27 protein-coding genes are annotated in these 23,476 nt (G+C 70.3%); 13 read left to right on the forward strand and 14 right to left on the reverse strand.

What is annotated here, in order from left to right:
* The first annotated feature begins 187 nt into the window (after positions 1–187).
* Both EZ216_RS19915 and EZ216_RS19920 read left to right on the forward strand, forming a co-directional pair.
* Positions 188–2,953, forward strand: a complete 2,766-nt coding sequence (locus EZ216_RS19915; RefSeq protein ID WP_167772993.1) for an SEL1-like repeat protein — start codon at positions 188–190, stop codon at positions 2,951–2,953.
* Between the two features lie 64 nt (positions 2,954–3,017).
* Positions 3,018–4,100, forward strand: a complete 1,083-nt coding sequence (locus EZ216_RS19920; RefSeq protein WP_135251550.1) for a carbohydrate-binding protein — start codon at positions 3,018–3,020, stop codon at positions 4,098–4,100.
* Positions 4,101–4,147: 47 nt separating this feature from the next.
* Here the strand turns inward: EZ216_RS19920 and EZ216_RS19925 are convergent, their stop codons facing one another.
* From EZ216_RS19925 to EZ216_RS19935, 3 genes are all read right to left on the reverse strand, one after another.
* Positions 4,148–4,903 (reverse strand): 2OG-Fe(II) oxygenase, encoded by a 756-nt coding sequence (locus tag EZ216_RS19925; protein ID WP_135251551.1) that lies wholly within the window; start codon positions 4,901–4,903, stop codon positions 4,148–4,150.
* 85 nt (positions 4,904–4,988) lie between these two features.
* Positions 4,989–5,774, reverse strand: a complete 786-nt coding sequence (locus EZ216_RS19930; RefSeq protein WP_135251607.1) for an oxygen-binding di-iron domain-containing protein — start codon at positions 5,772–5,774, stop codon at positions 4,989–4,991.
* A 67-nt stretch (positions 5,775–5,841) separates the two neighbouring features.
* Positions 5,842–6,801, reverse strand: a complete 960-nt coding sequence (locus EZ216_RS19935; protein WP_167772995.1) for a BLUF domain-containing protein — start codon at positions 6,799–6,801, stop codon at positions 5,842–5,844.
* A gap of 84 nt (positions 6,802–6,885) precedes the next feature.
* Here EZ216_RS19935 and EZ216_RS19940 point away from each other — a divergent pair, with 84 nt between their 5' ends.
* The 4 genes from EZ216_RS19940 to EZ216_RS19955 all read left to right on the forward strand — a co-directional run bounded on the left by EZ216_RS19940 (position 6,886) and on the right by EZ216_RS19955 (position 10,144).
* Positions 6,886–7,974, forward strand: a complete 1,089-nt coding sequence (locus tag EZ216_RS19940) for a fatty acid desaturase (protein ID WP_338050573.1) — start codon at positions 6,886–6,888, stop codon at positions 7,972–7,974.
* A gap of 72 nt (positions 7,975–8,046) precedes the next feature.
* A complete protein-coding gene (locus tag EZ216_RS19945) occupies positions 8,047–9,033 on the forward strand; it encodes a Bug family tripartite tricarboxylate transporter substrate binding protein (RefSeq protein ID WP_135251553.1) in 987 nt (328 codons plus the stop codon).
* 8 nt (positions 9,034–9,041) lie between these two features.
* Positions 9,042–9,335: a GIY-YIG nuclease family protein gene (locus tag EZ216_RS19950; RefSeq protein WP_135251554.1), complete on the forward strand. Its 294-nt coding sequence runs from the start codon at positions 9,042–9,044 to the stop codon at positions 9,333–9,335.
* Positions 9,332–10,144, forward strand: a complete 813-nt coding sequence (locus EZ216_RS19955) for a helix-turn-helix transcriptional regulator (protein ID WP_135251555.1) — start codon at positions 9,332–9,334, stop codon at positions 10,142–10,144. Before EZ216_RS19950 ends, EZ216_RS19955 begins: the two co-directional genes overlap by 4 nt.
* Here the strand turns inward: EZ216_RS19955 and EZ216_RS19960 are convergent.
* From EZ216_RS19960 to EZ216_RS21555, 4 genes are all read right to left on the reverse strand, one after another.
* Entirely contained in the window at positions 10,132–11,430 is a 1,299-nt protein-coding gene (locus EZ216_RS19960) for a cytochrome-c peroxidase (protein WP_239024459.1), read from the reverse strand. The two genes, EZ216_RS19955 and EZ216_RS19960, sit on opposite strands and share 13 nt — an antisense overlap.
* The gene (locus EZ216_RS19965; RefSeq protein ID WP_135251556.1) at positions 11,427–12,260 is read right to left on the reverse strand and encodes a DUF3703 domain-containing protein; all 834 of its coding nucleotides are present in this window, start codon (positions 12,258–12,260) and stop codon (positions 11,427–11,429) included. The genes EZ216_RS19960 and EZ216_RS19965 overlap by 4 nt, the downstream gene beginning before the upstream one ends.
* Positions 12,261–12,386: 126 nt before the next feature.
* Positions 12,387–13,445, reverse strand: coding sequence for a hypothetical protein (locus EZ216_RS19970; RefSeq protein WP_135251557.1), 1,059 nt, complete (start codon positions 13,443–13,445; stop codon positions 12,387–12,389).
* 332 nt (positions 13,446–13,777) lie between these two features.
* The gene (locus EZ216_RS21555) at positions 13,778–13,951 is read right to left on the reverse strand and encodes a hypothetical protein (RefSeq protein ID WP_167772996.1); all 174 of its coding nucleotides are present in this window, start codon (positions 13,949–13,951) and stop codon (positions 13,778–13,780) included.
* Positions 13,952–13,978: 27 nt separating this feature from the next.
* Here EZ216_RS21555 and EZ216_RS19975 point away from each other — a divergent pair, with 27 nt between their 5' ends.
* Positions 13,979–14,191: a DUF3820 family protein gene (locus EZ216_RS19975; RefSeq protein ID WP_135251558.1), complete on the forward strand. Its 213-nt coding sequence runs from the start codon at positions 13,979–13,981 to the stop codon at positions 14,189–14,191.
* Positions 14,192–14,198: 7 nt separating this feature from the next.
* On the opposite strand, the gene EZ216_RS21560 is transcribed toward EZ216_RS19975, so the two are convergent.
* Both EZ216_RS21560 and EZ216_RS19980 read right to left on the reverse strand, forming a co-directional pair.
* Positions 14,199–14,348, reverse strand: a complete 150-nt coding sequence (locus EZ216_RS21560) for an SRPBCC family protein (protein WP_167772997.1) — start codon at positions 14,346–14,348, stop codon at positions 14,199–14,201.
* A 17-nt stretch (positions 14,349–14,365) separates the two neighbouring features.
* On the reverse strand, positions 14,366–14,797 hold the full coding sequence (locus EZ216_RS19980; protein WP_167772998.1) for a VOC family protein: 432 nt from the start codon (positions 14,795–14,797) through the stop codon (positions 14,366–14,368).
* Between the two features lie 164 nt (positions 14,798–14,961).
* Here EZ216_RS19980 and EZ216_RS19985 point away from each other — a divergent pair, with 164 nt between their 5' ends.
* Positions 14,962–15,825, forward strand: coding sequence for a YihY/virulence factor BrkB family protein (locus tag EZ216_RS19985; RefSeq protein WP_135251560.1), 864 nt, complete (start codon positions 14,962–14,964; stop codon positions 15,823–15,825).
* On the opposite strand, the gene EZ216_RS19990 is transcribed toward EZ216_RS19985, so the two are convergent.
* The gene (locus EZ216_RS19990) at positions 15,822–16,922 is read right to left on the reverse strand and encodes a redoxin family protein (RefSeq protein ID WP_135251561.1); all 1,101 of its coding nucleotides are present in this window, start codon (positions 16,920–16,922) and stop codon (positions 15,822–15,824) included. The genes EZ216_RS19985 and EZ216_RS19990 overlap by 4 nt on opposite strands.
* A gap of 62 nt (positions 16,923–16,984) precedes the next feature.
* On the opposite strand from EZ216_RS19990, the gene EZ216_RS19995 reads away from it, so the two are divergent.
* The gene (locus EZ216_RS19995) at positions 16,985–17,335 is read left to right on the forward strand and encodes a DOPA 4,5-dioxygenase family protein (protein WP_135251562.1); all 351 of its coding nucleotides are present in this window, start codon (positions 16,985–16,987) and stop codon (positions 17,333–17,335) included.
* On the opposite strand, the gene EZ216_RS20000 is transcribed toward EZ216_RS19995, so the two are convergent.
* On the reverse strand, positions 17,336–19,012 hold the full coding sequence (locus EZ216_RS20000) for an FAD-dependent oxidoreductase (protein WP_135251563.1): 1,677 nt from the start codon (positions 19,010–19,012) through the stop codon (positions 17,336–17,338).
* Between the two features lie 48 nt (positions 19,013–19,060).
* Between EZ216_RS20000 and EZ216_RS20005 the strand changes: the two genes are divergently transcribed.
* On the forward strand, positions 19,061–19,414 hold the full coding sequence (locus EZ216_RS20005; protein ID WP_135251564.1) for a UBP-type zinc finger domain-containing protein: 354 nt from the start codon (positions 19,061–19,063) through the stop codon (positions 19,412–19,414).
* Between the two features lie 41 nt (positions 19,415–19,455).
* The gene (locus tag EZ216_RS20010; protein WP_135251565.1) at positions 19,456–20,169 is read left to right on the forward strand and encodes a DUF1345 domain-containing protein; all 714 of its coding nucleotides are present in this window, start codon (positions 19,456–19,458) and stop codon (positions 20,167–20,169) included.
* A gap of 36 nt (positions 20,170–20,205) precedes the next feature.
* Here EZ216_RS20010 and EZ216_RS21565 read toward each other — a convergent pair whose 3' ends face one another.
* A complete protein-coding gene (locus EZ216_RS21565; RefSeq protein ID WP_167772999.1) occupies positions 20,206–20,694 on the reverse strand; it encodes a DUF3617 domain-containing protein in 489 nt (162 codons plus the stop codon).
* A gap of 151 nt (positions 20,695–20,845) precedes the next feature.
* Between EZ216_RS21565 and EZ216_RS20020 the strand changes: the two genes are divergently transcribed.
* Both EZ216_RS20020 and EZ216_RS20025 read left to right on the forward strand, forming a co-directional pair.
* Positions 20,846–21,604 (forward strand): PAS domain-containing protein, encoded by a 759-nt coding sequence (locus EZ216_RS20020; RefSeq protein WP_167773000.1) that lies wholly within the window; start codon positions 20,846–20,848, stop codon positions 21,602–21,604.
* 137 nt (positions 21,605–21,741) lie between these two features.
* Positions 21,742–22,281, forward strand: a complete 540-nt coding sequence (locus EZ216_RS20025) for a nucleotidyltransferase family protein (RefSeq protein WP_135251568.1) — start codon at positions 21,742–21,744, stop codon at positions 22,279–22,281.
* 4 nt (positions 22,282–22,285) lie between these two features.
* Here the strand turns inward: EZ216_RS20025 and EZ216_RS20030 are convergent, their stop codons facing one another.
* Positions 22,286–22,810, reverse strand: coding sequence for a superoxide dismutase family protein (locus EZ216_RS20030; protein ID WP_135251569.1), 525 nt, complete (start codon positions 22,808–22,810; stop codon positions 22,286–22,288).
* 36 nt (positions 22,811–22,846) lie between these two features.
* Positions 22,847–23,437 (reverse strand): gamma-glutamylcyclotransferase, encoded by a 591-nt coding sequence (locus tag EZ216_RS20035; protein WP_135251570.1) that lies wholly within the window; start codon positions 23,435–23,437, stop codon positions 22,847–22,849.
* Positions 23,438–23,476: the final 39 nt, after the last annotated feature.

Consider the following 23,476-nt stretch of genomic DNA (forward strand, 5'->3'; position numbering starts at 1 on the left):
AGGCGGGCCGGTCAACTGCCAGGCCCGGACCACTTTCCGGCGACGCGGACTCTGCTGCAAATGCAGGATCGTCCTCTTCGGAATCGGCCTCAGCCTGTATTGTCCCGTCAGCCATCGCCGGGCCGGAGGCGGTTTCCCGGGATTCGCGCGCCCCGCGATGCGATTCAGGCAGAGCCAGGAGCAACCCATGTCGGCACTCACGAGACTCGCGCATCGCTTCCTCGTCGTCGCGGCGATCCTGTCGCCGTTGCCGTCGCGGGCCGCCGATGGGCCCGACTACCAATGCCTGGGGTATGGCCCGCTCGGGCTGGGTTCATCCGACCGGGACTTCTACGGCCACGCGCCGCAGATCGCGGAACTCATGCCGCGGCTGAATGAAGCCTTGGCGCAGTGCGAGCAAGCGAAGGAGATCCGCCCCAACGACGGCTGGACCTTCGCGGTGCTGGCCAAGCTGCGGCTGCTCGCCGGCAAGGATGCGCAGGGGGATCAGGCGGCGCGGCGGAGCGCGGAACTCGGTGCCGACGAAGGCCGTGTCCTGCTGGGGGTGCTCAGCGCGGCCGCAGGTTCGTACGCGCAGGCGAGGGAGCTTTTTCTGCAGGCGCGCTCCGGCGGCGCCGTCGGGGCTCTCGCCAACTACAACCTGGGCGTGCTCTGGGCCCAGGGCTGGGGCGTGCCGCGCGACGACAGGGAGGCGGCCAACTACTTCCAGCGCGCGGCCCAGGCCCATGACGCGGGGGCGATGGTGCTGCTGGGGCAATGGCACTGGGCGGGCCGCGCCGTTGCGCAGGACCGCGAGCGCGCCGCGGCGCTCTGGCGCGACGCGGCGGAGCGCCTGGCCACGGACGGCGACACCAACCCGTTGCGGCTCCATCCGCCCCAGCCGCCGTTCGACGTGTCCGTGCCGTTGGCCTGGTATCGCCAGCAGGCGGATGCCGGCGAACTGTGGGCGATGACGTGGCTGGGACAACTGGCGCGCGCGGGGCAATGGCTGCCGCAGGATTCCAAGGCCGCCATGGACTGGTTCTCGAAGGCCGGCAACGCCGGCCATGCGGCGGCCGCGCACCACATGTCGCGGATGTACAAGGGCGGCCTGGGCGTGCCGAAGGACGAAGGTGAAGCCCTGCGCTGGGACCGGATGCCGGAGTTGTTCCGGTGCCGCGAGCAGATCAGGCAGGCGAGTGCGGCGCCGCGGTGCGACCAGCTCGCGGGAGACCCGAACGCGCGCGACAAGGTCACTGCCGGCCTGCCGGCGAGTTGCATGCGGCAGCCGGAGATCGTCCAGGAAGCCGTGGCGGCCTGCCGGCAGGCGGTGGCCGAGCCTTCGTCGCCGGCGCGGCACCGGGCGCAGCTTGCGCGCGCCCTGGCCTTCCAGCAGCAGATGCCGCAAGCCCGCATGGAAGCGCAACGCGCCGCGGCGCAAGGTTCGCCGCGCGCGATGGTGCAACTGGGCGTGATGGACCAGCGGGGCGTGGCCGGGCCCAAGGACGAAGCCGCGGCCCTGCAGTGGTACCGCAAGGCCGCGCAGGCCGGTGACGAAGAGGCCAAGCGCCTGCTTCTGGTGGCGGCGGGACAAGGCCGGAGCGTCGAGAAGGACAGCTTCGACCGCTCCCGCATCGCCGCGGCACCCGCGCAGGCGCAGACCGCCAGGACGCCCCTGGAGCTTGCCCAGGCCGGCGATGCCGACTCCCAATACGAGGTGGCGGTGCAAGCCGAACAGGCGAACAACATGGCCGAGGCGCTGCGCTGGTACCAGGCGGCGGCCGACCAGGGCCAAACGATGGCCAAGATGGTGCTCGCGGAGCTGTACGAGACCGGCCGCGGTGTGCCGCGCGACCTGGAGCGCGCGATCCAGATCTACCAGCCGCTGGCGGACGGCGGCAGCACCGAAGCCCGCTACCGCCTCGCGCAGATCCATCTGGCGAAGGGGCAGAACGACGAGGCGGTGCGCCTGCTGACCCGCATCGTCGACCAGGGCGACACGCGGGCGCCGCTCGACCTGGCGGAGATGTACGAAGGGGGCCGTGGCGTGCAGCGCAACCTGCCGCGTGCGATCGAGCTGTACAAGTCCGCCGCGGACCAGGGCAGCTCCTGGGCGCAAGCGCGCCTGGGCACGCTTTTCCTGCGCGGCGAAGGCATGAGCGCCGATGCCGCCAGGGCGCTGCCCCTGTTGCGCAAGGCCGCCGACGCCGGCCAGATGTCGGCCATGAACAACCTGGGGTGGATGCACGAGAAGGGCCTGGGCCTGCCCGCCGATCCGCAGGCTGCGGTGGAACGCTACGCGCTTGCCGCCAACAGCATCCCGGAAGCCAGGGGAAATCTCGAGCGACTGTTCGCAAAAGGGGAGCTGGTGCCCCGCGATCCCGCGCAGGCGCTCGAGTGGTACCGGCGCGGCGCGGACGCAGGCGTCGCGGAGGCCCAGTGGCGCCTCGGCCGGATGCACATGCAAGGGGCCGCCGGCGTTCCGTCCGACGAGGACAAGGCGGCGAAGTACCTTCAAGCGGCCTTGGCGCAGGGGCACACCGCGGCCAAGCGGGACCTGGGCGAGCTGTACGTGGCGAAAGCGGCGCGGCTGGGCGGCGGCGAGCCTGGAACGCCTTCTCGCGACGCCGCGCTGCGCCTCCTGCTGGACGCCTGGGTGTGCTGCCGGCATCCCGCCGCCCAGGCCGCGCTCGAGAAGCAGGGCGGTTCGGAATGGAAGGACTTGCAATCCTGGCTGGACCGCCGTGTCCAGCCCGCGCCGGCCGAAGCGCCCCGCTGGCCCACCGGGTTGTCCACCGCGGCCGACAAGGGGCAGATGCACGCCGTGCGCATCCGCGCCGTCAACGCGGGAGCCAGGAACATGGTGAAGGCAGTCGGCGCCTCCGCGCGCCGGCCGGACGGGCCCAACGTGTACGACATCGTGCCCTGGACCGACGAAGACGCGCGAAGCCAGGCGAGCGGCGCGCGGCGGTAGCCGCTCGCCGTCGGATACGGCACCGAGGACGCCTTGTTGAATCGTCCCCTCGACGGAGAGATTGTTGGACCGCATCGAACGACTGATTGCCTGTGCCGTCATCGCCACGTTCAGCGTGGTTGCACACGCGGCGCCCGAGCCGTTCAGCTGCCGAAGTGGCTTGTTCCCCCAGGAACAGGAAGCGCTGAAATCCGAGAGTGATTGCGCGGCGCAGGCGCTTGGCGCGAGCGGTTTCGCCAGCGTCTCTGCGAGCACGGATGATGGAAACAAGCCGGCCAATGCCATCGACGGAGATCTCTCCACGTGGGCAGGCATCTCCGAACTGGCGGTAGCCACCGCCGGCACGCCGGCGTCGCCGCCGGGGGCATCCTCGACGGAGCAGGATGTGTTCGGCGTGACGATGATCTATCCGTCGAAGGCGGGCGGTGAAGCGTGGTTTCTCACGGAGGCCTCGCGCAATGACAAGCGCTTTGATCCCCAGGGCGCCCCCAAACCGAACGCGGACGGCTCCTGGAAGATGAGAAGCCCAAAGGTTCGCATGGAAGTCTTCACCTCGACCGGCTACAACAGGAAGGCAATCTCCACGCATGACCCCGACGAGCTGGCCAGACGCGGTTACATGCAAGCCCCCAACGACTGGAAAAACGTGGAGATGACGGGCTTCGTGAAAGTGAACGCGGTCAGCGATCCAAAGGACAACTTCTCCTGGTATGCCCGTGGTGGCCGGCACACCGACTCCGCCCCTTGCGAAGGCACCTCGTACAAAGGTGGGCTGCACTATGACGGCCGGGCCCGCTGGGAAAAGGAGTCCTGGCACGTGAGCTACGACCAGACTGCGTACAAGGACGTCACTTCGTCGCTGCTGGGCCGGTGGGTGGGCTTCAAGGCGATCATGAAGAACATCACGTACAACGGGCAGCCTGCGGTGAAGCTCGAACTGTGGCTCAACGACAATGCAGACAAGGTCACGTGGAAAAAGATCTATGACACCGTGGACCATGGCCAGATTGGGGGTGCGCTTGGTTTTTGCGGCGGTTCGGTGCCCGCCGCACCGATCACTTGGGGCGGTCCCATTGCCACGTTCCGCTGGGACAGCACCTCGGACGTGGACTTCAAGTGGCTGAGCGTGCGTGAGATTGCCGAGTAGCGGCGCCGCATTGCTGCTGCCCGGAGGAGCCTCATCGGCCCATGCTCTCACGCCGCGTCGTGGAAGATCAGGCCGAGCGTGCTGCGGGTACCGCTGCGGATGCGGCTGACCCCGTGCCGCATGTTCACGCGGTAGAAGCCGCGGCTGCCCTGGACGGGGCGGTGGCTCACCGCGAAGACGGCGGCATCGCCTTGACGAAGCGGCACCACCATCGGCCGCGATTGCATCCGGGGGCGCTGCTCGGTCAGGACCAGCTCGCCTCCGTCGAACGCCACCCCCGGCGCCGAAAGCAGAACCACCACTTGCAACGGGAAGACCATCGTGCCGTACAGGTCCTGGTGCAGGCAGTTGTAGTCACCGGCGCCGTAGCGAAGCAGCAGGGGCGTGGCGCGGGTCTGGCCGGCCGCATGGCAGCGCCGCAGGTACTCGGCGTGCGAGGGCGGATAGTGGGGTTCGAGCCCGAGCGCTGAAGCCCATCGATTCGCGATCGCCGCGAGCCGGCCATACAGCCCGGCGCGCAGGTCGGGCAGCAGGCCCGGCAGCGGGTAGCCGAAATACTTGTACTCGCCCTGGCCGAAACCGTGGCGCGCCATCACGACCCTGCTGCGGAACAGGCCCCCACGACCCTCGTCGTACAGCGCCGCCAGGCCGGAGCATTCGTCCGCGGTCAACAACTCCGGCAGCACGGCCACGCCGTCGCGGTCCAGTTCCGCTTCCACACGAGGCCAGTCCTGGGATTCCAGGCGGACAGCCGGACTTTGCCGGGTCTCGAAGGAGTTCGGCTGGAGATGCGAAGTGGCCATGGCACGAGGATAGGCCCGCACATCAGCGCAGGCTGGCCGCAACCGGACACGTGGTTGCGAGGGACCGCGGTAGCCGCCTGCCGCCTCAGCCGCCCACGGCCCGCAGCTGCGGCCGCAGCTGTCCGCTCTCGGCGTCGATCATCGCCGTCGGCAGCTGGTAGGCGCGCTCGTCGAAGAGGTCGATGCCCACCGCGAGCTGCTCGGCCCAGTCGAGGAAGCCGTTGATGGCCGCGCGGCCTTCGATCGGCGCGCCGTGTTGCGGCACGATCATCGCGATGGGCAGCTGCCGCGCCATGCGCACCCACAGGCGCAGGATCTTGCCGGACACCATGTAGCGGCGATGGAAGCCTTCCATCCGCGGGATGTGCGCGGCGATGTCGGTCACCGGGCGCCTGGCCTCGGCGCCGCTCATGAGCGACACGCCCAGGTCGCCGGTGAACAGGATGCGGCTGGCCGGGTCCCAGAACTGGAAGTTGCCCTCGGCATGCAGGAAGTGCGCGGGCACCAGGTGCACCTCGCCAAGCCCGAGCTGCAGCCGGCCACCGGCATCCGGCACGCCGATGACGCGGTTCTCGGTCTTGCCCACCTTGGTGAAGTGCGGCGCGAAGCGCTCCCAGATGCGCGAGATCACCAGCCGCGCGCTGGTGCTGGTCATCCAGCGGTCCAGCGAGGCAATGATGTCCGGGTCGGCATGCGAAGCGAGCAGGTAGCTCAGCTGCCGCGGCGGAAAGAAGCGCGACAGCGTGAGGTAAAGCTCGTTGAAGGCGAGGTTGCCGCCGGGGTCCAGCACCGCGCCTTGGCCATGGTCCACGATCAGGAACTGGTTGGCCTGCACGGCCTGTCCGTCTTCCTCCACGAGATCGCTGAACATCAGGCAGGCGTGGTCCTTCTGGCGGTACAGCTCGGTGGGCTCGGTCGGCAATGGAAGCTCCTCGGGATCAGTGGATGAAGGGGGCCGCGGCGTTCCACGCCGCGGACGGTTCGGCGGAATCCGCCAGCACGCCGCGGTAAGCGAGGCCGAAGCCGTGCGCCACCTGCGCCAGCGGGGCGTGGATGTCCGCGCAAGCGCCGACACCGAGCAGCGCGGGCGCTTGCGGCCGGCCGGCGCATGCCGCTGCGACGCGGCGCACCAGGCGCAGGTCGGCGTCGGCCTCGCCCGACAGCAGCAGCAACACCCGCGCGTAGTCGGGCAGGAACGCCCGCGCCAGCGGCACGCCCAGGCCGCGCCGCGCCATGGCGATCACACGCGCCAGCCGTTCACCGGCCGGGAAGTCGACGTAGTCGGTGGCGACGTCGAGGTCGCACGCGCCGGCCAGGCGGCGATGCACCAGCGGCTGGCCATGCCGCCGCGCGAGCCAGCGCACCAGTTCGAAGGAACCCGCGCCTTGCGCGGCGCAGACCAGCACACGCGTGAAGGCGGACGGATCGGCCTGCCGCTCGGCGCCGGGGTGGCCGAGCGGCGTGGACAGCTGGCGCCAGACGGCCGGCGGCTCGTCCTGGCAGCCGTCCTCGTGCCGCCGCCGCAACAGCGCCACGCGTTGCGCGAAAGCCTCCGGCGCGTCGTCGCACTGCACGATGGCCATCGACCAGGGGCCGTCCAGCAGGCGAGGCCCGCGGCTCGCGTGGACGATGCGCAGCGCGTGGTGGCGCGCATCGCGGGCCACGCGCTCCATCAGCGCGCGCAGCACTTCGCCGGGCCCTTCCTTCCACTGCAGGAACCAGCCGGACTGGTGCAGCAGCGCGGTCGACACGCCCAGCGGCTGGTTGTGGCGCAGCGCGCTGGACCGGATGCGCTCCATCTGCGCATAGACGGAATCGGCGATGAGGGACTGGCTGGCGTACACGATGCGCGCCACGTTCTCTTCGACGGGCGGCGGGACTTCTGGACAGGCGGGCACGCGGCGATCTTCGGGGGTGGGGCGCAGCCCGGCCTTGCGCTGGATCAACTGTGGCCGCGCCCCGGCACCTAGCATGGCCGGTTCATGCCCACGCCCATCCCCGCACCCGTCCCGCCTCACGCGGCCATGCCGCACCGCAAGGAAATCCGCCAGTGGCTGCTGCCGCTGTCCGCCCGCACCGTGGCATATCCCGCGCTGCTGCTGGCATTCGACTACGCGCTGCTGCTGCTGGCACTCGCGGGCGCGGTGATGCCGTTGGCGTGGTGGTGGCGCGTGCTGTGCGGCGTGGGGGCCGGCTTCGTGATCGGGCGCCTCTTCATCGTCGGCCACGACGCCTGCCACCAGAGCCTGACGCCGAACCGCCGCCTCAACCACTGGCTGGGGCGCATCGCCTTCCTGCCCTCACTCACGCCGTACAGCCTGTGGGAGGTGGGCCACAACGTGGTGCACCACGGCTACACCAACCTCAAGGGGTTCGACTTCGTGTGGGCGCCGCACACCGCCGAAGAATTCGCGGCGCTGCCGCGCGGGCGGCAGCGGCTGGATCGCATCTACCGCAGCGGCTGGGCGCCGGGGCTCTACTACCTGGTGGAGATCTGGTGGAAGCGCATGTTCTTCCCCAACCGGCGCCACATGCCCACGCGCCGCCGCGTGTTCCTGCTGGACAACCTGCTGGTGTCCGCTTTCGGGGCGGTTTGGCTCGCGGCTCTGGCATGGATCGCGGCGGCCACCGGCCAGGCGCTGCTGCCGGTGCTGGCCACCGGCTTCGCGCTGCCTTTCCTGTTCTGGTGCGCCATGATCGGCTTCGTGGTCTACGTGCACCACACGCACACCGAGGTGCAGTGGCATGACGACCGCGCGCAGTGGGCGGGCGCGCAACCCTTCGTGTCCACGACCGTGCACCTGACCTTCCCGTGGGGCATCGGCGGCGCCATGCACCACATCATGGAGCACACGGCGCACCACGTGGACATGAGCATCCCGCTGTACCGCCTGAAGGATGCGCAGGCGTGCCTGGAGCACATGCTGCCGGGCCGCATCGTCGTGCAGCCTTTCTCCTTCCGCTGGTACTTCGACACGGCCAGGCGCTGCAAGCTTTACGACTTCCAACGCCGGTGCTGGACCGACTACGCGGGCGCACCGGCCAGCTCTTCCAAGGAAAGTGTGGGGTAAACCCCGAGCAAGCCGACAGCCAGTTGACAGCCAGGCAGTCGACGATCCGAGGGGAATCACCCAGGAGCCATGATGAAACCGTTTACCGCAACCCGCCTTCTCGCGACCGCTTGCCTGGCGCTGGCCGGCGCCGGCGCGCACGCCCAGGACGCGGGCAACTACCCGAGCGCCAAGCCGCTGACCTTCGTGGTGCCCTATGCGCCCGGCGGCAGCTCCGACACGCGCGCGCGCATGCTGGCCGCCAAGATGTCGTCGTACCTCGGCCAGTCCATCATCGTCGAGAACAAGGCGGGTGGCGGCGGCAACATCGGCACCGACGCCATCGCCAAGGCGGCGCCGGACGGCTACACCTTCGGCATCGGCAACTTCGCGCCCCTGTCGGTGAACAAGGCGATGATGGCCAAGGTGCCGTTCGATCCGGCCAAGGACCTGGCGCCCATCATCCTGATCGAGCGCGGCCCGCTCGTGATGGTGGTCCCCGAGAAGTCGCAGTTCAAGAACTTCCAGGACTTCGTGGCCTACGGCAAGGCGAATCCGGACAAGACCACCTTCGCCTCCGCCGGCGTCGGCGGCGCCTACCACCTGGGCGGCGAACTGCTGTCGGCGGCCACGGGCATCCCCATGGTGCACGTCCCCTACAAGGGCGGCGGTCCCGCCACCACCGACCTGCTCGGCGGCCAGGTGAGCTTCATGTTCGACATGGCGCCCGCCGTGCTGCCCCACATCAAGGAGCACAAGATGCGCGCGCTGGCGGTCGCGACCGACAAACGCCTTCCCCAGCTGCCCGACGTTCCGACGTTCGACGAGCTGGGGCTGAAGAACATGGCGATGTCCAACTGGTTCGGCCTGGTCGCGCCGGCCAAGACGCCCAAGGCCATCATCGCCAAGCTGAACGAAGCGGCCAACCGCGCGCTGAAGGAACCGGACGTCATGCAGGCCATCCAGGGCCCCGGCAACATCATCGGCGGCGGCACGCCCGAGCAGTTCGCCACCTTCGTGGCCGGCGAGACGGCGCGCTGGTCCAAGGTGGTGAAGGAAAAGCAGATCAAGGCCGACTGACGGCCCGCATGCCGGTGCCGGCCGATGGCGTGAATCCATCCCAGCCGTACTGGCTGTACCTGCTGGAGTGCGAAGGAGGCTGCTACTACGCCGGCATCTCGCTGGACGTGGAGCAGCGCTTCTTCCAGCACCTGTTCGGCACCGGCGCGAAGTTCACGCGCGCGCGGCCGCCCTTGCGCGTGCTGGCCGCGCGGGAGTATCCGAGCAAGTCGGAGGCGCTGCGCGCGGAGTTGCGGTTGAAGGCCTTGCCACGGGCCCGGAAAATCGACTTCTTTTCCGCCGGCATGCCGCACTGCCCATGAGCCCCCCTCCAGCCGAACGCTACCAGGGCGACTTCATTGCCTGGACGGGCGTTTGCGGCTTCATCGGCAGGGGCGGCGGGCCTTCCATCGAGCCGCACTCGCACTACGCCATCCAGCTGGCGCTGGGCGCACCCACCGGCCTGCGCGTGCAGCCGGGGCGCCACGGTGAATGGCAAGCCTGTGCCGCGGCGCTGGTGCCTTCGAGGGCGGTCCACAGCATCGACGTGAACGAGTGCGGCTTCAGCGCCGTTCTCTTCATCGAACCGGAAACCGCGCAGGGGAGGGCGCTCGCCGCCCGCCTGGGCGGCGGGGTGGAGCTGCTGGGCCGCTCCACCGTGGCGGCATGCGCCGCGCGGCTGCAGGCTGCCTGGGAAGTGGAGAAGAGCTACGGCGCGGTGCGGGCCGCGTGCATGGACCTCGTGCGCGAGCTTTCCGGGGCCGCGCCGAACACCCCGTCCGATCCGCGCGTTCTCGCCGCGATCGAATACGTCCGGGAGCGGGCCGGCCAGGGCGTTTCGCTCGCCGACGTGGCGAAGGCGGCGCACCTCTCGCCCGAGCGGTTCCGGCACCTGTTCGTCGAAGAGACCGGCATGGCGCTGCGCACCTACCTGCTGTGGCGCCGGCTCCTGCATGTCTGGACCCTGCTCATGGCCGGCGAGACGCTCTCCGGCGCCGCGCACGCCGCCGGGTTCGCCGACTCGGCGCACCTGTCCCGCACGGCGCGAACGATGTTCGGACTTCCGCCCTCCGTCCTGCAGATGCGCGGGCCGTTGAGCGCGCAGGCACGCGAACGGCATCACCTGGACTGAACGACGGGACCGGACAGCGTTCCCAGGAATGCCGCCAGGTCCTGGATGTCGGCGGCCGACAGGCGGATCGCCTGGCGCTCGGCGTGCCTTTCCCCGGGCCGGGCCAGCTCGCTGTGGCCCAGCGCGGCTTCCGGCGACTTCGCGTAGTGCTCCACCACCTGCTGCAGGGTGGCGAACTGTCCGGCGTGCATGTAAGGCGCCCTGTCCGCGACGTTGCGCAGGCTGGGCGTGCGGAAAGCCGCCAGCTGCCCGGGGTCGTCCGTGGCGAGGAACCGGAGTTCGCCGCACTGTTCGGGCCTGGCGTCGCTGTAGCGCCCCAGGCAATTGAACTCGTCCTGCAGCAGCTTGCGCAGACCGTCGGCGCGTCCGCGGTCGGGCTTGGCCGGATCGAGCGGCGGGATGCCGGTGTTGTGGAAGGCATGGTCGGTGAGCAGCGGCCCGTTGTGGCAGGTCACGCACTGTCCCTTGGTGAGGAAAAGGCGCAGGCCCCGCACTTCCTGCGGCGACAGCACTTCCTGGCCGCGCCCGTCGCCGGCCACGGTGGCATCGGCGTAGCGGTCGAAGCGCGATTCGCCGTAGGAGATGCTTCTCTCGAAGGCGGCGATGGATTTCCCCATGTTCGCGAACACCCGGTTCACCGCATCGCGGCTGCCCTCCGGCATGGCGCTCCAGGCTTTCTGCTCCGCGGGGGTGCCCAGGGGCGAGGCGTCATCCGGCAGGCCACCCAGCGGCGGCAGCGGGCCGAAGACGGCCTGGTACTGCGCGCTGTAGTGGGCCTGCACGGTCTTCACCAGCCGCACCCGGTTGGCGCCATGCTCCGCGCCATCCTCCAGCGGCCCGAGCGCTTGCGACCAGGCGCTGTCCTTGCGGCCGTCCCAGAAGAGGAAGGGCGAGTGCGCGGCGCCCATCAGGGGCATGGTCCGGCGCTGTCCGGTGCCGATGCCCTGGCCGAAAGGCCTGCCGTCCTGGAACTGCTTGCCGGCGGAATGGCAGCTGGCGCAGGCTACCTGGCCGTTCCTGCTCAGGCGCGTGTCGTTGAAGAGCGCGCGCCCCAGCGCCGCCGCTTCCTGGCGCTGCTCGTGGGCATTGCCGGGATCCGCCGGACGCGGCCCGGCTTCCTTCAGCCGCATGGATGCGAGCACCGCGATGTCCTGCGCCGGCCACGGGTCACGCAGCGCCTGGTTGTTCATGGCCTGCGCGGCAACGGCGGTGACGGCGACGGCGGCGATCGCGGCCGCCGCCCGGGCCAGCAGCGGCGTCCCGGGCTTCGATGCCGGCGTCTTCACGGCCGCACCGCGGGCGTGTTCACGATCGTGTTGAAAGTCACCTTGTCGGCGCCTTGCGGTCCCTGGATGGCGAGCTTCACCTCCCACCAGCCGGGCATGCTGAACTTCATGCCCTCGAGTTGGTAGGTGCCGTCCGCCAGCTCCCGGGTGACACGCGGCTTCGTGGGAAGGCCATGGCCATGCTCGGGCATGCCGCCGTCCACCGCGAAGCTGGCGCCGTGAACCGGCCTGCCGTCCGGCGTGGCGAGCGTCACGCTCCAGCTGTGCATCTGGTTGATGGCGGGCGCCTGGGCGGGCGGCACGAGTGCGACGTGGTACACGCCGGACGCCGACGCCTTGTCCAGCGACACGTCCAGGTCTTTCGGCGGACTGCTGCAGCCGCCCATCCCGAGCGCGCCCAGCGCGACGACGGCTGCCGATGCGAGCATCGCGCGAACACGCCGCGCTCCCGCCATGCCGCGCGCCTGCCTGCCGGCGCGGGCGGCATCGAGCTCGTCCTGCAGGTTTTCCGGCACGGGCATGCGCCGGAAACCGCTGACCCCGGCGCCGCCGGTGTTCCCCGACGGAACCAGGCCGATGGCCGTGAAGAGGGCCGCACCCACGATGCGCCAGGCTTGCCCGAAGGCCTCGGCCGGCATGCGGTTGCGGACCGCGAAGCGGAACATGGCCACGTGCACACGCACGTGCTCCACGGTCGCGGTCTGCCCCAGCACGTGGGCGCGTTCGAGGTGCCCGAACGCGGTGTGGAAATGCCCCCGCGCTTCGGCGGCGGCGGCTGCCGCCAGCTCTGCCTGGACGCGGGGACGGATACGGAGGGCGAAGGTCGTCATGGAGGTGTGCCGGTGAGTTGGGATGCACACCGATTCTTCGCATCCGGCCGGTTCCGGGCTTGAACGAAGCGGCTTTCGCCCCAGCCTTTTCGTTCAAGCCAGCCGCTCCCCGCCCAAGCCGGCGAGTCACATGGGCGTGCCGTCGTTGGAATACCTGCTGACCGGCACCGTCGCTTCTGCCGGGCCGGTCGCGGACCAAGGGATGACGAACCCGCCGGCCGTTACCGCAGACACCGCCAGCGGGGTGCGCCCTCCTTGAGCCGGAACGGCGATCGCACCGCCGGCCGAAGCCGGCAGCGTCGCACCCAGCAGCAGCGCGCGGGCCGATGGGGCATTGATTCCGTCCGCCATCGTCCATGCGACGACGACCGTGCCGTTGGACAGGGTGGCCAGGGACGGCGTGCCGGTCATGGACAAGGCGTCGAAGCGGCTGGCCGTGAAGTTGCCGGCGGCGTCGTACCGGCGCAGCACGATCTGCGGATTGCCCACGCACTGGTACGGCCACGCCGCCACGAAGCCGCCTCCCGGCAACGCCGTGACCGCGGGGGTGCCGTTGATGCCGCAGGGGTCCTCCTGCAGCGCCGGCGTGGTCAGCACCGTGGAGCCATCCAGGGAAAAGCCGGCCAGGCTCCCAGCGGGACCGTTCACATGGCCGAGCTGCGCGATGACGCCCAGGATGAACGTGTCGGCACTCACCGCCGCCGGCTGCGCGTCGTCCGCGTAATACCCGAGCGACAACCGCGCCCCGATGGGCTGCCCGGAAGCATCGAAGCGCTGGCCGTACACCGGGAAGGACAGCGCGAACGTCGGCGGGGGCACGACCCACGTGACGAGGAAGCTGCCGTCGGGGAACGACGTCACGCCCGGCGACTGTCCCTCCGCGACGCTCGTCTCCGCCCCGGAGGGATTTCCGCCGGCATCGAAGGCCTGCATCAGCACGATCCCGCTGCCCGGCGTGGCGAAATTGGCGCGGACAGCCACGTAGCTTCCATTGGCGAGGCGCGCCATGTGGGGGTAGCGCTGGGCCTCGCCGGCGTGTGTCGTGGTCAGCCAGAAGTCGCCGGCCTTCGGCACCGTCATCATCGCCGCCGGGTTCAGCGCGGGCGACGCGGCGGCACCTGAGGCTTGCCCGGACGCCTGGCTCCCGGCCGTCGCCGAGCCGGCGGTGCCGGCCGCATCGGCCATGCCCGGGCTGCCTCCACCACCTCCGCCGCCTCCGCAACCCGACAAGGTGCACAACGCAAAAAGTGCGGACAGCAAGAAGCCGTTCTTCCGTGGCATGTTGATCTCCCGGTGGCAAGTGGACAGGGCTTGATCTTTGGATCGCGGCCCATGGCCGGGTGGCACCGTTCGTAAATAGAGTGCGGCCGCGCACCACCGGCGCGCACTTCAAGGCGGGCAGCGGAAGCGTTCGAGGTTGGCATGGGACAGCCGTGAGGGTCGGCTCACGCCATGCAAGCGCGCTTGCGATGGGAAGCGGGTGCGTGTCCGGTAGAGCGGGACGCCTGACCGGCCCGTCAGTCGAAGGTGACGCGCACTTCGCCGAAAGGCGTGAAGGTCGAGCGGACCTCGTCGCCGCGCTTCACCGCGAACTGCTTCGTGAAGCTGAACGGCGTGGTGCCCGCGGCCGTCACCGCGGGCGACGAGCACCGGTCGAGCCGGCAGGAAACGCCGGTCGTGTGACCGGCCACGCCAGGGAATGGCCGGACAATCCACGGATGTCCGAACCCCTGGACCTGCTGGTCAAGACCGCCATGCCCTACGGCAAGTACAAGGGCACGCTGATCGCCGACCTGCCGGGCAACTACCTGAACTGGTTCGCGCGCGAAGGCTTTCCGCCGGGGCGGCTGGGCCGGCTTCTCGCTCTCATGCACGAGATCGACCACAACGGCCTCAAGCACCTGCTGCAGCCGCTTCGCGGCGGCGCCTGACGGCCCGCTACTTCATCGCGAGCACGTGGGCCACCAGCTGGTCCACCGCGATCTGCTCCGGCTTCGTCAGCGCTTCCCAGACCAGCCGCGGGGGCGCGTCGGCCAAGCGCTCGATGGCGAAATCCAGTTTCGGATCGAGCGTGGGCGGCTTGCCCATGGTCCTGCCTGCTCCGCTCAGGGTTGCTTGAATCCGCCGCCGACCATCCACGGCGTGCCGAAGCGGTCGACGAGCATCCCGAAACCTTCGGCCCAGAACGTGGGGCCGAACGGCATGCGCACCTGCGCATCGGGGGACAGGGCCTCGAACACACGTTGCGCGCGCTTCGCGTCGGTGAAGCTGACGTTCACGCTCATGCCCTTTGCCGGCTCGAACATCGCCTTGTTCGGCGCGTCGGAGCACATCAGCATGCCGCCTTCGAACATCAGCATCGCATGCATCACGCGGTTCATGTCCGACGGCTCGCAGCCGGGAGGCGCCGCGCCGGCACCGGGCGGCTGGTCCGAGTAGCGCAGCACCTTGAGCTCGCCGCCCAGCGCTTGCTGGTAGGCGTGCATCGCTTCGGCCGCTTGGCCATCGAAGTAGAGATAGGGGCAGCAGGCGTTCATGCGATCTCCTGAATGGATGTGTACAGCGTCCACATAGCGTACCGGAGCCCGCGCGCCGTTGCAGGCCACGCAGGTGCTGGACATGGTCGAGCGCGGCATCTGAAGGGCTTTTGCGTTTCGCGCTGACGAGGCAGCGCCGCGGCAGCGGATAGGCTCGCTGTCGTATGGGCCGACTTCGTGAAGCATGGCAGCGTGCGCTGGCCGCTCCGGGACTGGGCGTCCTGCTGGCGGCCATGCGCAACTACATCCTGCACCAGAGCGCCAACCAGGCCGGCAGCCTGGCGTTCTCGTGGGTGCTGGCCATGTTCCCGCTGCTGGTGCTGGTGTCGGCGGCCGCGGGCTACGTCGGGCAGCCCGGCGACGCCGCCGCGCTGGCCGAGCGCGTGATGAGCTACGCGCCGCAGCTGGTGCGCGAGGCCGTGCAGCCGGTCATCCGCCAGGTGCTGGCGCAACGCAACCAGACGCTGCTGGCGGTCGGCTTCGTCGCGACGCTGTGGACCGCATCGTCGGGCATGCAGGCGGTTCGCACCGCGCTGAACCGCGCCTACGGCATCGAGCGGGGGCAATCCTTCTGGAGGGCGCGCCTGAAGGTCACGCTCTTCACCATCTTCACCGGCGCCGGGGTGATGGCCACCTTCAGCTCGGTGGTCGTCATGCCGTACCTCACGCTGCTGATCCAGGCCAGCGCGAAATCGGACAGCGGCATCGTTTGGCTTCACATCGGCGTGCGCTACGGCTCGGCCTATCTCGTCCTGGTGGCGCTGTACGCCTTGCTGTACGGCTGGCTGCCCGACGTGCGGCAGCGGCTCTCCACCGTGCTGCCCGGCGCTTTCGTCGGCGCCGCCGTGTGGGTGGTGGCGGCCGCCACGCTGTCTTACACGTTCCGCTCGGCCGGCAAGCTGGCGCTGCTCTACGGCAGCTTCGCCGGCGTGGTCGCCACGCTGGTGTTCCTGTACATCAGCGCCACGACGCTGATCTTCGGCGCCGAGATCAACGGCGTGCTGAGGAAGCCGTCGCCCCGGTCCTAGCCGAACGTGAACGCATAGGCGCTCACGCCGGGATCGAGAAACTCGATCTCGAAGAGCCTCTCGCGGCCCGGTGAAGACTGGCGCACCAGCTGGTACAGCCGGTGGCTGTCGATCATCCCGATGCCGTTCGCATCCACGTCGCTGCCATGGTCCGCGCCGGGCGCCTGGCCGTCCAGCCGCACGCGGAAGCGCACCGGCTTGCCTTCCATCGCCGGGCCCAGCACCAGGTGCAGGTCGCGCGCGCGGAAGCGGTAGGCGATGCGTCCGCCGGTGCGCTGCAGTTCCGCGGCTTCCTCGCCCACTTTCCAGTCGCCCGCCAGGGTCCATTCGTTCAGCGCAAGGCTGGTTGCCGGCTGGTAGGCATGGGATGGGCCCAAGCGCAGCGGGCCCTCCGGAGAGCGGAAGCGCTCGGCCTGCGCCGCGCCGACATAGGTTTCGGGCGACTGCGCCGGCATCGGGCCGGCGGCCGCTTGCGTGCCTTCGCCTTGCGGAGATACCAGGTCGGTGGGCACGCCCGTGCGCCCCGCTTCACGAAGCAGCTGCTGGATGACACGCTCGGACTGCGCGTAGCCGCCTTCACCCAGCTGGCGGTTGCGGATCATCCCCTTCGCGTCGGCGAGGTAGAGAGAAGGCCAGCCCTGCACGCCGTAGGCCCGCCAGATCGCGCGCCGGCTGTCGACGGCCACGGGGAAAGTGATGCCAAGTTTCGCGGCCGCGCGCTGCACGTTCGCGGGCTGGTGCTCGAAGCCGAACTCCGGCGTGTGCACACCGACGACGACGAAGCCCAGGTCGCGGTACTTTTCCGCCCACGCGCGGATGTAGGGCAGGGTGCGAAGGCAGTTGATGCAGGAGTAGGTCCAGAAGTCCAGCAGCACCACCTTCCCGCGCAGCGACTGCGGCGTGAGCGGCGGCGAGTTCACCCACGACACGGCGCCGTCCAGCGACTGGATGTCCGCCGCCGGGCGCGAGAACAGGCCCGCGGCGCGGGCTTCGCCGGGCGACCACTGCACGCACGTGATGGCGATGATGGCGGCGAGCGCGGCGAAGCCCTTGCCGGCCAGGCGGCGCCAATGCAGGGCGAGAGGGCGGGCATTCATGGCGGTACCTCCATGGCGGCGAGGCCCCTACGGTAAGGCATGTGCGGCCGCACAATGGCGCCATGCCGCGCCGCCCCGTCAACGCCCACCCCGCCTACCACGCCCACGTCTACTTCGACGCCGGCACGGTCGGGCAGGCGCGTGCGCTTTGCGAAGAGGCGGGCCGCCAGTTCAAGGTGGCCGTGGGCCGCGTGCATGAGAAGCTGGTCGGGCCGCATCCCCGCTGGAGCTGCCAGCTCGCGTTCTCCGCGGCCGAGTTCGATCGCATCGTTCCCTGGCTGGACCAGCACCGCGGCGGGCTCGACGTGTTCGTGCACGGCCTGAGCGGCGACGACCTCAAGGACCACACCGACCACGCCTACTGGCTGGGCAACGAGTGGCCGCTGAACCTGGCGATGTTCGGCCAAGGCTGATCAGGCGACGGGGCTGGCAGGGCGCCCCGGCTCGCGCAGGGCCAGGTACTGGTGGATCATCGCGACGGCGGCGGCACCTTCGCCGATCGCACCGCCCACGCGCTTGACCGAGCCGCAGCGCGCGTCGCCCACCGCGAACACGCCGGGCACGCTGGCTTCCAGCGGCGCGCGCGCCGTGCCATCCGCGGCGTTACCGGTCTTCACGAAACCCAGCGCGTCCACGTCCACGCAGCCGCGCAGCCACTCGGTCGCGGGCTCGGCGCCGATGAAGACGAACACGCTGCGCAGCGGCAGATCGCGCTCGCCCGCATCGCGCTGCCGCCAGCGCACGCCGGTCAGGCCCTGCAAGGGGTCGCCCTGCAGTTCGGTCAGTTCCGTGTGCGGCAGCAGCTCGATGTTGGGGATGGCGTTGATGCGGTCGATGAGGTAGCGCGACATGCTGGCGGCCAGTCCCGGGCCGCGCACCAGCATGTGCACGCGGCTGGCGTGCGCGGACAGCATCACCGCGGCCTGGCCCGCGGAATTGCCGCCGCCCACCAGCGCGATCTCGGCGCCCGCGCAGGTCTGCGCTTCCAGCGGCGAAGCCCAGTACCAGATGCCGCGGCCTTCGAACTCGGCGACGCGCTCGACGTTCGGGCGCTTGTAGCGGGCGCCGGATGCCACCACCACGGTGCGGGCGCGCAGGCGGCGGCCGTCGGCCAACTTCACCCGCAGCTCGCCGGTCGCCGCCTGCTCGCTGCAGTCCAGCGCTTCGGCCTGCACGGGGATGAGGAACTGCGCGCCGAACTTCTGCGCCTGGATGTACGCCCGCGCGGTCAGCGCCTGGCCCGAGATGCCGGTGGGGAAGCCCAGGTAGTTCTCGATGCGCGCGCTGGCGCCGGCCTGGCCGCCGAAGGCGCGTGCATCCACCACGATGACTTTCAAGCCCTCCGATGCGGCATAGACCGCGGTGGCCAGTCCGCCCGGACCCGCGCCGACGATGACGACGTCGAACAGCTCGTCGTGCGGCGCCGCGTCCACCATGCCGATGCAGCGCGCCAGTTCGGCTTCGCTGGGGTTGCGCAGCACGGAACCGTCGGCGCACACGGCCAGCACGTCGTCGGGCGCGCCGCCGGATTGCAGGTGCAGTTCGGCGGCGTTGCGGTCGCGGCCGACGTCCAGCACGTGGTTCGGGAAGCCGTTGCGGTCCAGGAAGGAGGCCAGGCGCAGCAACGAGGGCGCGCGCGGATTGCCGATGAGCACCACGCCGCTGGCGCCGCGCTGCAGCAGTTCGACGCGGCGCAGGATCAGCGCGCGCACGATGCGCTCGCCCAGGTCCGCTTCGGCGATGAGCAGCGCGCGCAGCTGTTCCGGCGGCACCAGCAGGGCCTCGACGTCTTCCTCCGCGATGCCGTCCACCAGCGCCGGCCCGCCCGACAGCTGGCCCACCTCGCCGGTGAACTGGCCGGGCCGGTGGCTGGTGACGGCGCCATGCACGCCGACACCGTCGCGCTGCACCGCAGCCACCGAACCCTTCAGCACGACGAACATGCCCGGGCTGGCTTCGCCCGCCACGTACAGGCGATCGCCCTGGCGGAAACCCATCGGCAGGCCGAACCGCTGGATGCGGCCGATCTCGGCGGCGGTGAGCGTCGGGAAAGCCTGGTGGCGGCGGCTTTCTTCGGGTGGCGTGGACATGGGGCAACGTTAGCATCTGCTGCTTCGCCAACGCCACAAGGACCCGGCATGTCCGATCTCTCGCAAGCCCTCGACCCCGGCGCGCTGCCCTCGGGCACCGGTTGCGCCGAATGCCTGGCCACCGGGCAGTGGTGGCTCCACCTGCGCCGCTGCGCCAAGTGCGGCCACATCGGCTGCTGCGACTCCTCGCCCCACCAGCACGCGACGAAACACTTCCACGAGACGGGCCATTACCTCATCCGCAGCTTCGAGCCGGGCGAGGACTGGTTCTGGAATTACCGCACGCAGCAGGCGATGACAGGGCCCGCGCTGGCCGGGCCGCAGTCGCATCCCGCCGGCCAGCCCGTGCCCGGGCCGGCGGGGCGGGTGCCGGCCGATTGGGAGCGCCACCTGCACGGCTGAAGTCAGCCACGGCGGCGCCGCAGTCGTGACAATCGCCGGTGATGAATCGCGATGAGCCCACCACTGCCGAACGCCCGGGTCTCGGCCGCCACGTGCCGCTGTGGCGCGCGCTGCGGGTGCGTCCGCGCCTGGCGGCCGCCATCGCGTTCGGCCTGGCCGTCTTCGGCGCCATCACGCTGGCGCATGTGCTCGACACGTCGGCGCGCACGCTGATCGGCTGGAACGCCGGCGCCCTGTTCTACCTGGGGCTGGCCTGGCACGAGATGCGCGGCGTGGACGACGCCAGGCTCATCCAGGAACGCGCGGTGGCGCAGGACGAAGGCCGCACCACCATCCTGCTGCTGGTGGTGCTGGCCGCCGCGGCGGTGATGCTGGCCGTCGGCACGCAGCTGTCGCAGATGAAGGACGTCGACGAGGAGCAGCGCGTGTGGCATTTCGCGCTGGCGGGCTGCACCGTGCTCAGCTCATGGTTCTTCACGCAGGTGCTGTTCTCGCTGCACTACGCGCACGACTTCTACCTGGCGCGGCACCGCGGCAAGCCCGACCCGCTGGAATTTCCGGGCACCAAGGACCCGGGTTACACCGACTTCTTCCACTTCGCCTGCGTCATCGGCGCGGCGGCGCAGACGGCCGACATCCAGTTCCACGGCCGGTCCCTGCGGCCCGTCGGCACCGTGCATTGCGTGCTGTCGTTCTTCTTCAACGCGATGCTGCTCGCCATGTCGATCAACGTGGCGGCGGGCCTGCTGACCTGAGCACCTGCCGGGCGCGTGCGGCCAATGCCGCGCCGGTCAGCCGTTGTCGTTGCTGCCCGTGCCGTAGTACTTCTTCGGGTCGCAGGTCCCGCCGTACTTCCCCGACAGGGAAGGCTGCAGGATCTTGCTGCTTCCGCCCGGTTTGGTGAGCGTGATGCGGCCCGCGGCCTGGAAGGTGGCCTGCAGGTCGCCGCTGAAGTCCACCACGACGGCGGCCTTCTCGTCGTCGAACGTGGTGCAGCTCGCCTCGAAGCGCACCTTGCCGTCCACCACCTTGTACTGCTGCGAGCTGCACTCCTGCATCTTCGACAGGATCTCGGTGGTCAGGTCCCGCCGCGTGCGGGCCTGGACGCATTCGCGGGACGACCTGCTGCGGCCATCCGGGTAGACGGCGGTGAGGTTCCATAAGCCCGGCTTCAGGCTGGGCTGCGCGTCCACGCCGGCGTTGGCGGCGCAACAGGCGCAGGCCAGGGCCGCAGCACCCAGAAGTGCGCGGACCCGCCGCGCGATCGCTTCGTCTTCCATGGCGCCAGTGTCCCCCGCACCGCGCCACGAACCTGGTGCCGTTGGATTACTGCGTCGGCATGAGCCGCCGCAATGCTGCATGCGCACGATTCGCACGCGGGGCGCCGGTGGCCAGAATCGCCGCAGCCGCTCCGCGCCCACCCGACCCACCATGAACCCAGCCAGCCTGATCGACGCGCCGCCCGGCCCCTCCCTGCCCGAGATCGCCGGCAGGCTGGGCATCGGCTGCTGGTGGACCACGCGGGACGGCGAGATCCACGGCGCGTTCCTCCACGTCGGCGCCGACGTGCGCGAAGGCATCCACGCCATCGCCGCGGCGGCCCATGCCGAAGACCGGCCCTATCTGCTGGCCGCCGCCCGGCGGGCGGCTTCGACGGACCTGACGCTGGACTACCGGTTCCGGACCGTGGCGCCCACGAGATACCTGCGCATCGCCGGCAGGGTCGTCGCGACGGGAGAGGACGGCCTTGACATGCCTTCCGGCATGCTGTTCGACGAGACGCAGCACGTGATCGCGCAGGCGCGGCTGGACGCGCTCGCCGAAAGCTCGCCGGCCATGCTCTGGATGATGGAGCCCGACGGCTTCTGCTCGTTCTACTCGCGCAGCTGGAACGAGTACACCGGGCAGTTGCCCGAAGAGGCCCTGGGCCTCGGATGGCTGCGGCTCGTGCATCCGGACGACGTCGCAATGGCCAGGGAATGCGCCCAGCAGGCGGTCGCCCAGCAGACGTTCTTCCGCATCGAGCACCGCATCAAGCACCGCTCGGGCCAATGGCGCTGGGTGATGTGCATGGGCAACCCGCGCTTCGACCCGATGGGCAACTTCCTCGGCCACTCGGGGTCGGTGACGGATGTCCATGAGCGCAGGCTGTGGGAGCAGCGCCCGCGCTTCGCCGTCGGCCACGTCTGAGCGCGGTCAGTGCCGCTGGGCCACGGCCTGCAGCGCCCCCCGGCCCGCGCCGGCAGGGCAAGGCCGGGCACCGCGCGAAGGAATCGCCTGACAGTGCGGCCGTGCGGCAGAGACAGCGCTGCGCTTAAAGTCGAGCCATGGCCGCGCGCACCCCGCCCACCATCCTGGTCCTGGCCTCCGGCAAGGGCGAGCGCTTCGTCGCCTCGGGCGGGCAGGGCGCCAAGCTGCAGGCACTGCTCGCGGGCCGGCCCGTGATCGAGTGGACGCTGGAAGCGGTGCGCGCCACCGGCTTGCCGTTCCACGTCGAGGACGCGGGCCATCCCGGCATGGGCGATTCCATCGCGGCGGCCGTGCGCGCCACGCGCGATGCCGGCGGCTGGCTGGTGCTGCCGGGCGACCTGCCGCTGGTGCGGCCCGACACGTTGCTGGCGGTGGCGCAGGCGCTGGAAGAAGCCGACGTCGTCGTGCCCGTGCACGCAGGGCAGCGCGGGCACCCGGTCGGCTTCTCGCGCGAATGCGGCGAGGAACTCGCCGCGCTCACCGGCCCCAAGGGCGCGGTGGCGGTGCTGAAGGCGCACGGCGCCGAGGAACTGCCGGTGGACGACCCCGGCGTCACGATCGACATCGACACCGTCGAGGCGCTCGCCGCGGCGGAACGCCTGCTGGCCGCACGCTAGCGCATCAGGCTTTCTGGATCACCGCGCACGCCAGCCGGGGCCCGGCGTTGCCGGTGGGCTGGGTGACGTAGTCGTCGGGGTCGCGGTGCACGATCAGGCCCTTGCCGACGATGTCGTTGGCGCCGCTGCCCACCGCCACGCTGGTCGACTCGAAGCTGAACTTCGCCACGCCGTTGGCATCGGCCTTCAGCGACTGCAGGTCGCCCGCGTGGTGCTGGGCCGCGTCGTGGCGGCCGTGCGGCGAAGCCGTCGGATTGAAGTGGCCGCCGGCGCTCATGCCGTCGCCGCTGGAGCAGTCGCCTTTCTCGTGCACATGGAAGGCATGTTCGGCGTTCGGCTTCAGGCCGCGCACTTCGCCGGCCACCAGCACCTTGCCGCCCGAGGAGGTGAAGCGCACGTCGCCGCTGGTGGCGTTGCCGCGCGTGGGTTCCAGCTTCGCGGTGGCGGCAGGGCCACCGCCACCCATTCCGGCGCAACCGGCCAGCGCGAGCGAAAGCGCGAGGGGAACGAGCGGGAAGGGCAGTCGCATGGCAGTCTCCTTTGGAAAAAGTCGTTGTGGAAAAAGTCAGTGGTGCCCGACCAGCCTGAGCAGGCGCTCCAGGTGGCGGTCGCGGATGTTGTGGCGCTTCAGTTCTTCCAGCGTGCGCGCGGCGTAGTCCAGCGTGGTGCCGTACTTGCCGCAGGCGTCGCTGAAGATGCGTTTGTATTGCTCTTCCGTGAGCACGCCGGTGTGGCTGGGGCTCTTGCGCGAGAGCGTGAAGGCCAGCGCCTTCACCGGGCCGTGCGGCGTGTTGCAGACCAGCCAGCGCGGGTCGTACACGCCCATCAGCATCTCGCGCGCCCACAGCACCGTCATCACCTGCGCGCCTTCGGCCTTCGGGATGCGGAACACCACGCCCTGGCAGCAGCCGCCGCTGAGCAGGCCGAACACCAGGCCGGGACACTCGGGCGTGCCGCGGTTCACGCGGCTCCACATCTTCAGCGCGCGGTGCCAGCCGTTGACGCGCGCGGGGCGGCGCTCGGCGTACTCGAAGTCGGGGCGCCAGATGAGCGAGCCGTAACCGAAGACCCACAGGTCCTCGTGCCCACCCCATTCGGTGAGGGCTCTCTCCAGCATGGGGGCGGGGTCACGCAGCGGGGGCGGCAGCTGGCTCATGGCTTCCGAATGTAGCTCGCCGCCTGTCCGTTCGTAACC

This window comes from Ramlibacter humi (assembly GCF_004681975.1).
In the GTDB taxonomy this organism is placed as follows: Bacteria; Pseudomonadota; Gammaproteobacteria; order Burkholderiales; family Burkholderiaceae_C; genus Ramlibacter; species Ramlibacter humi.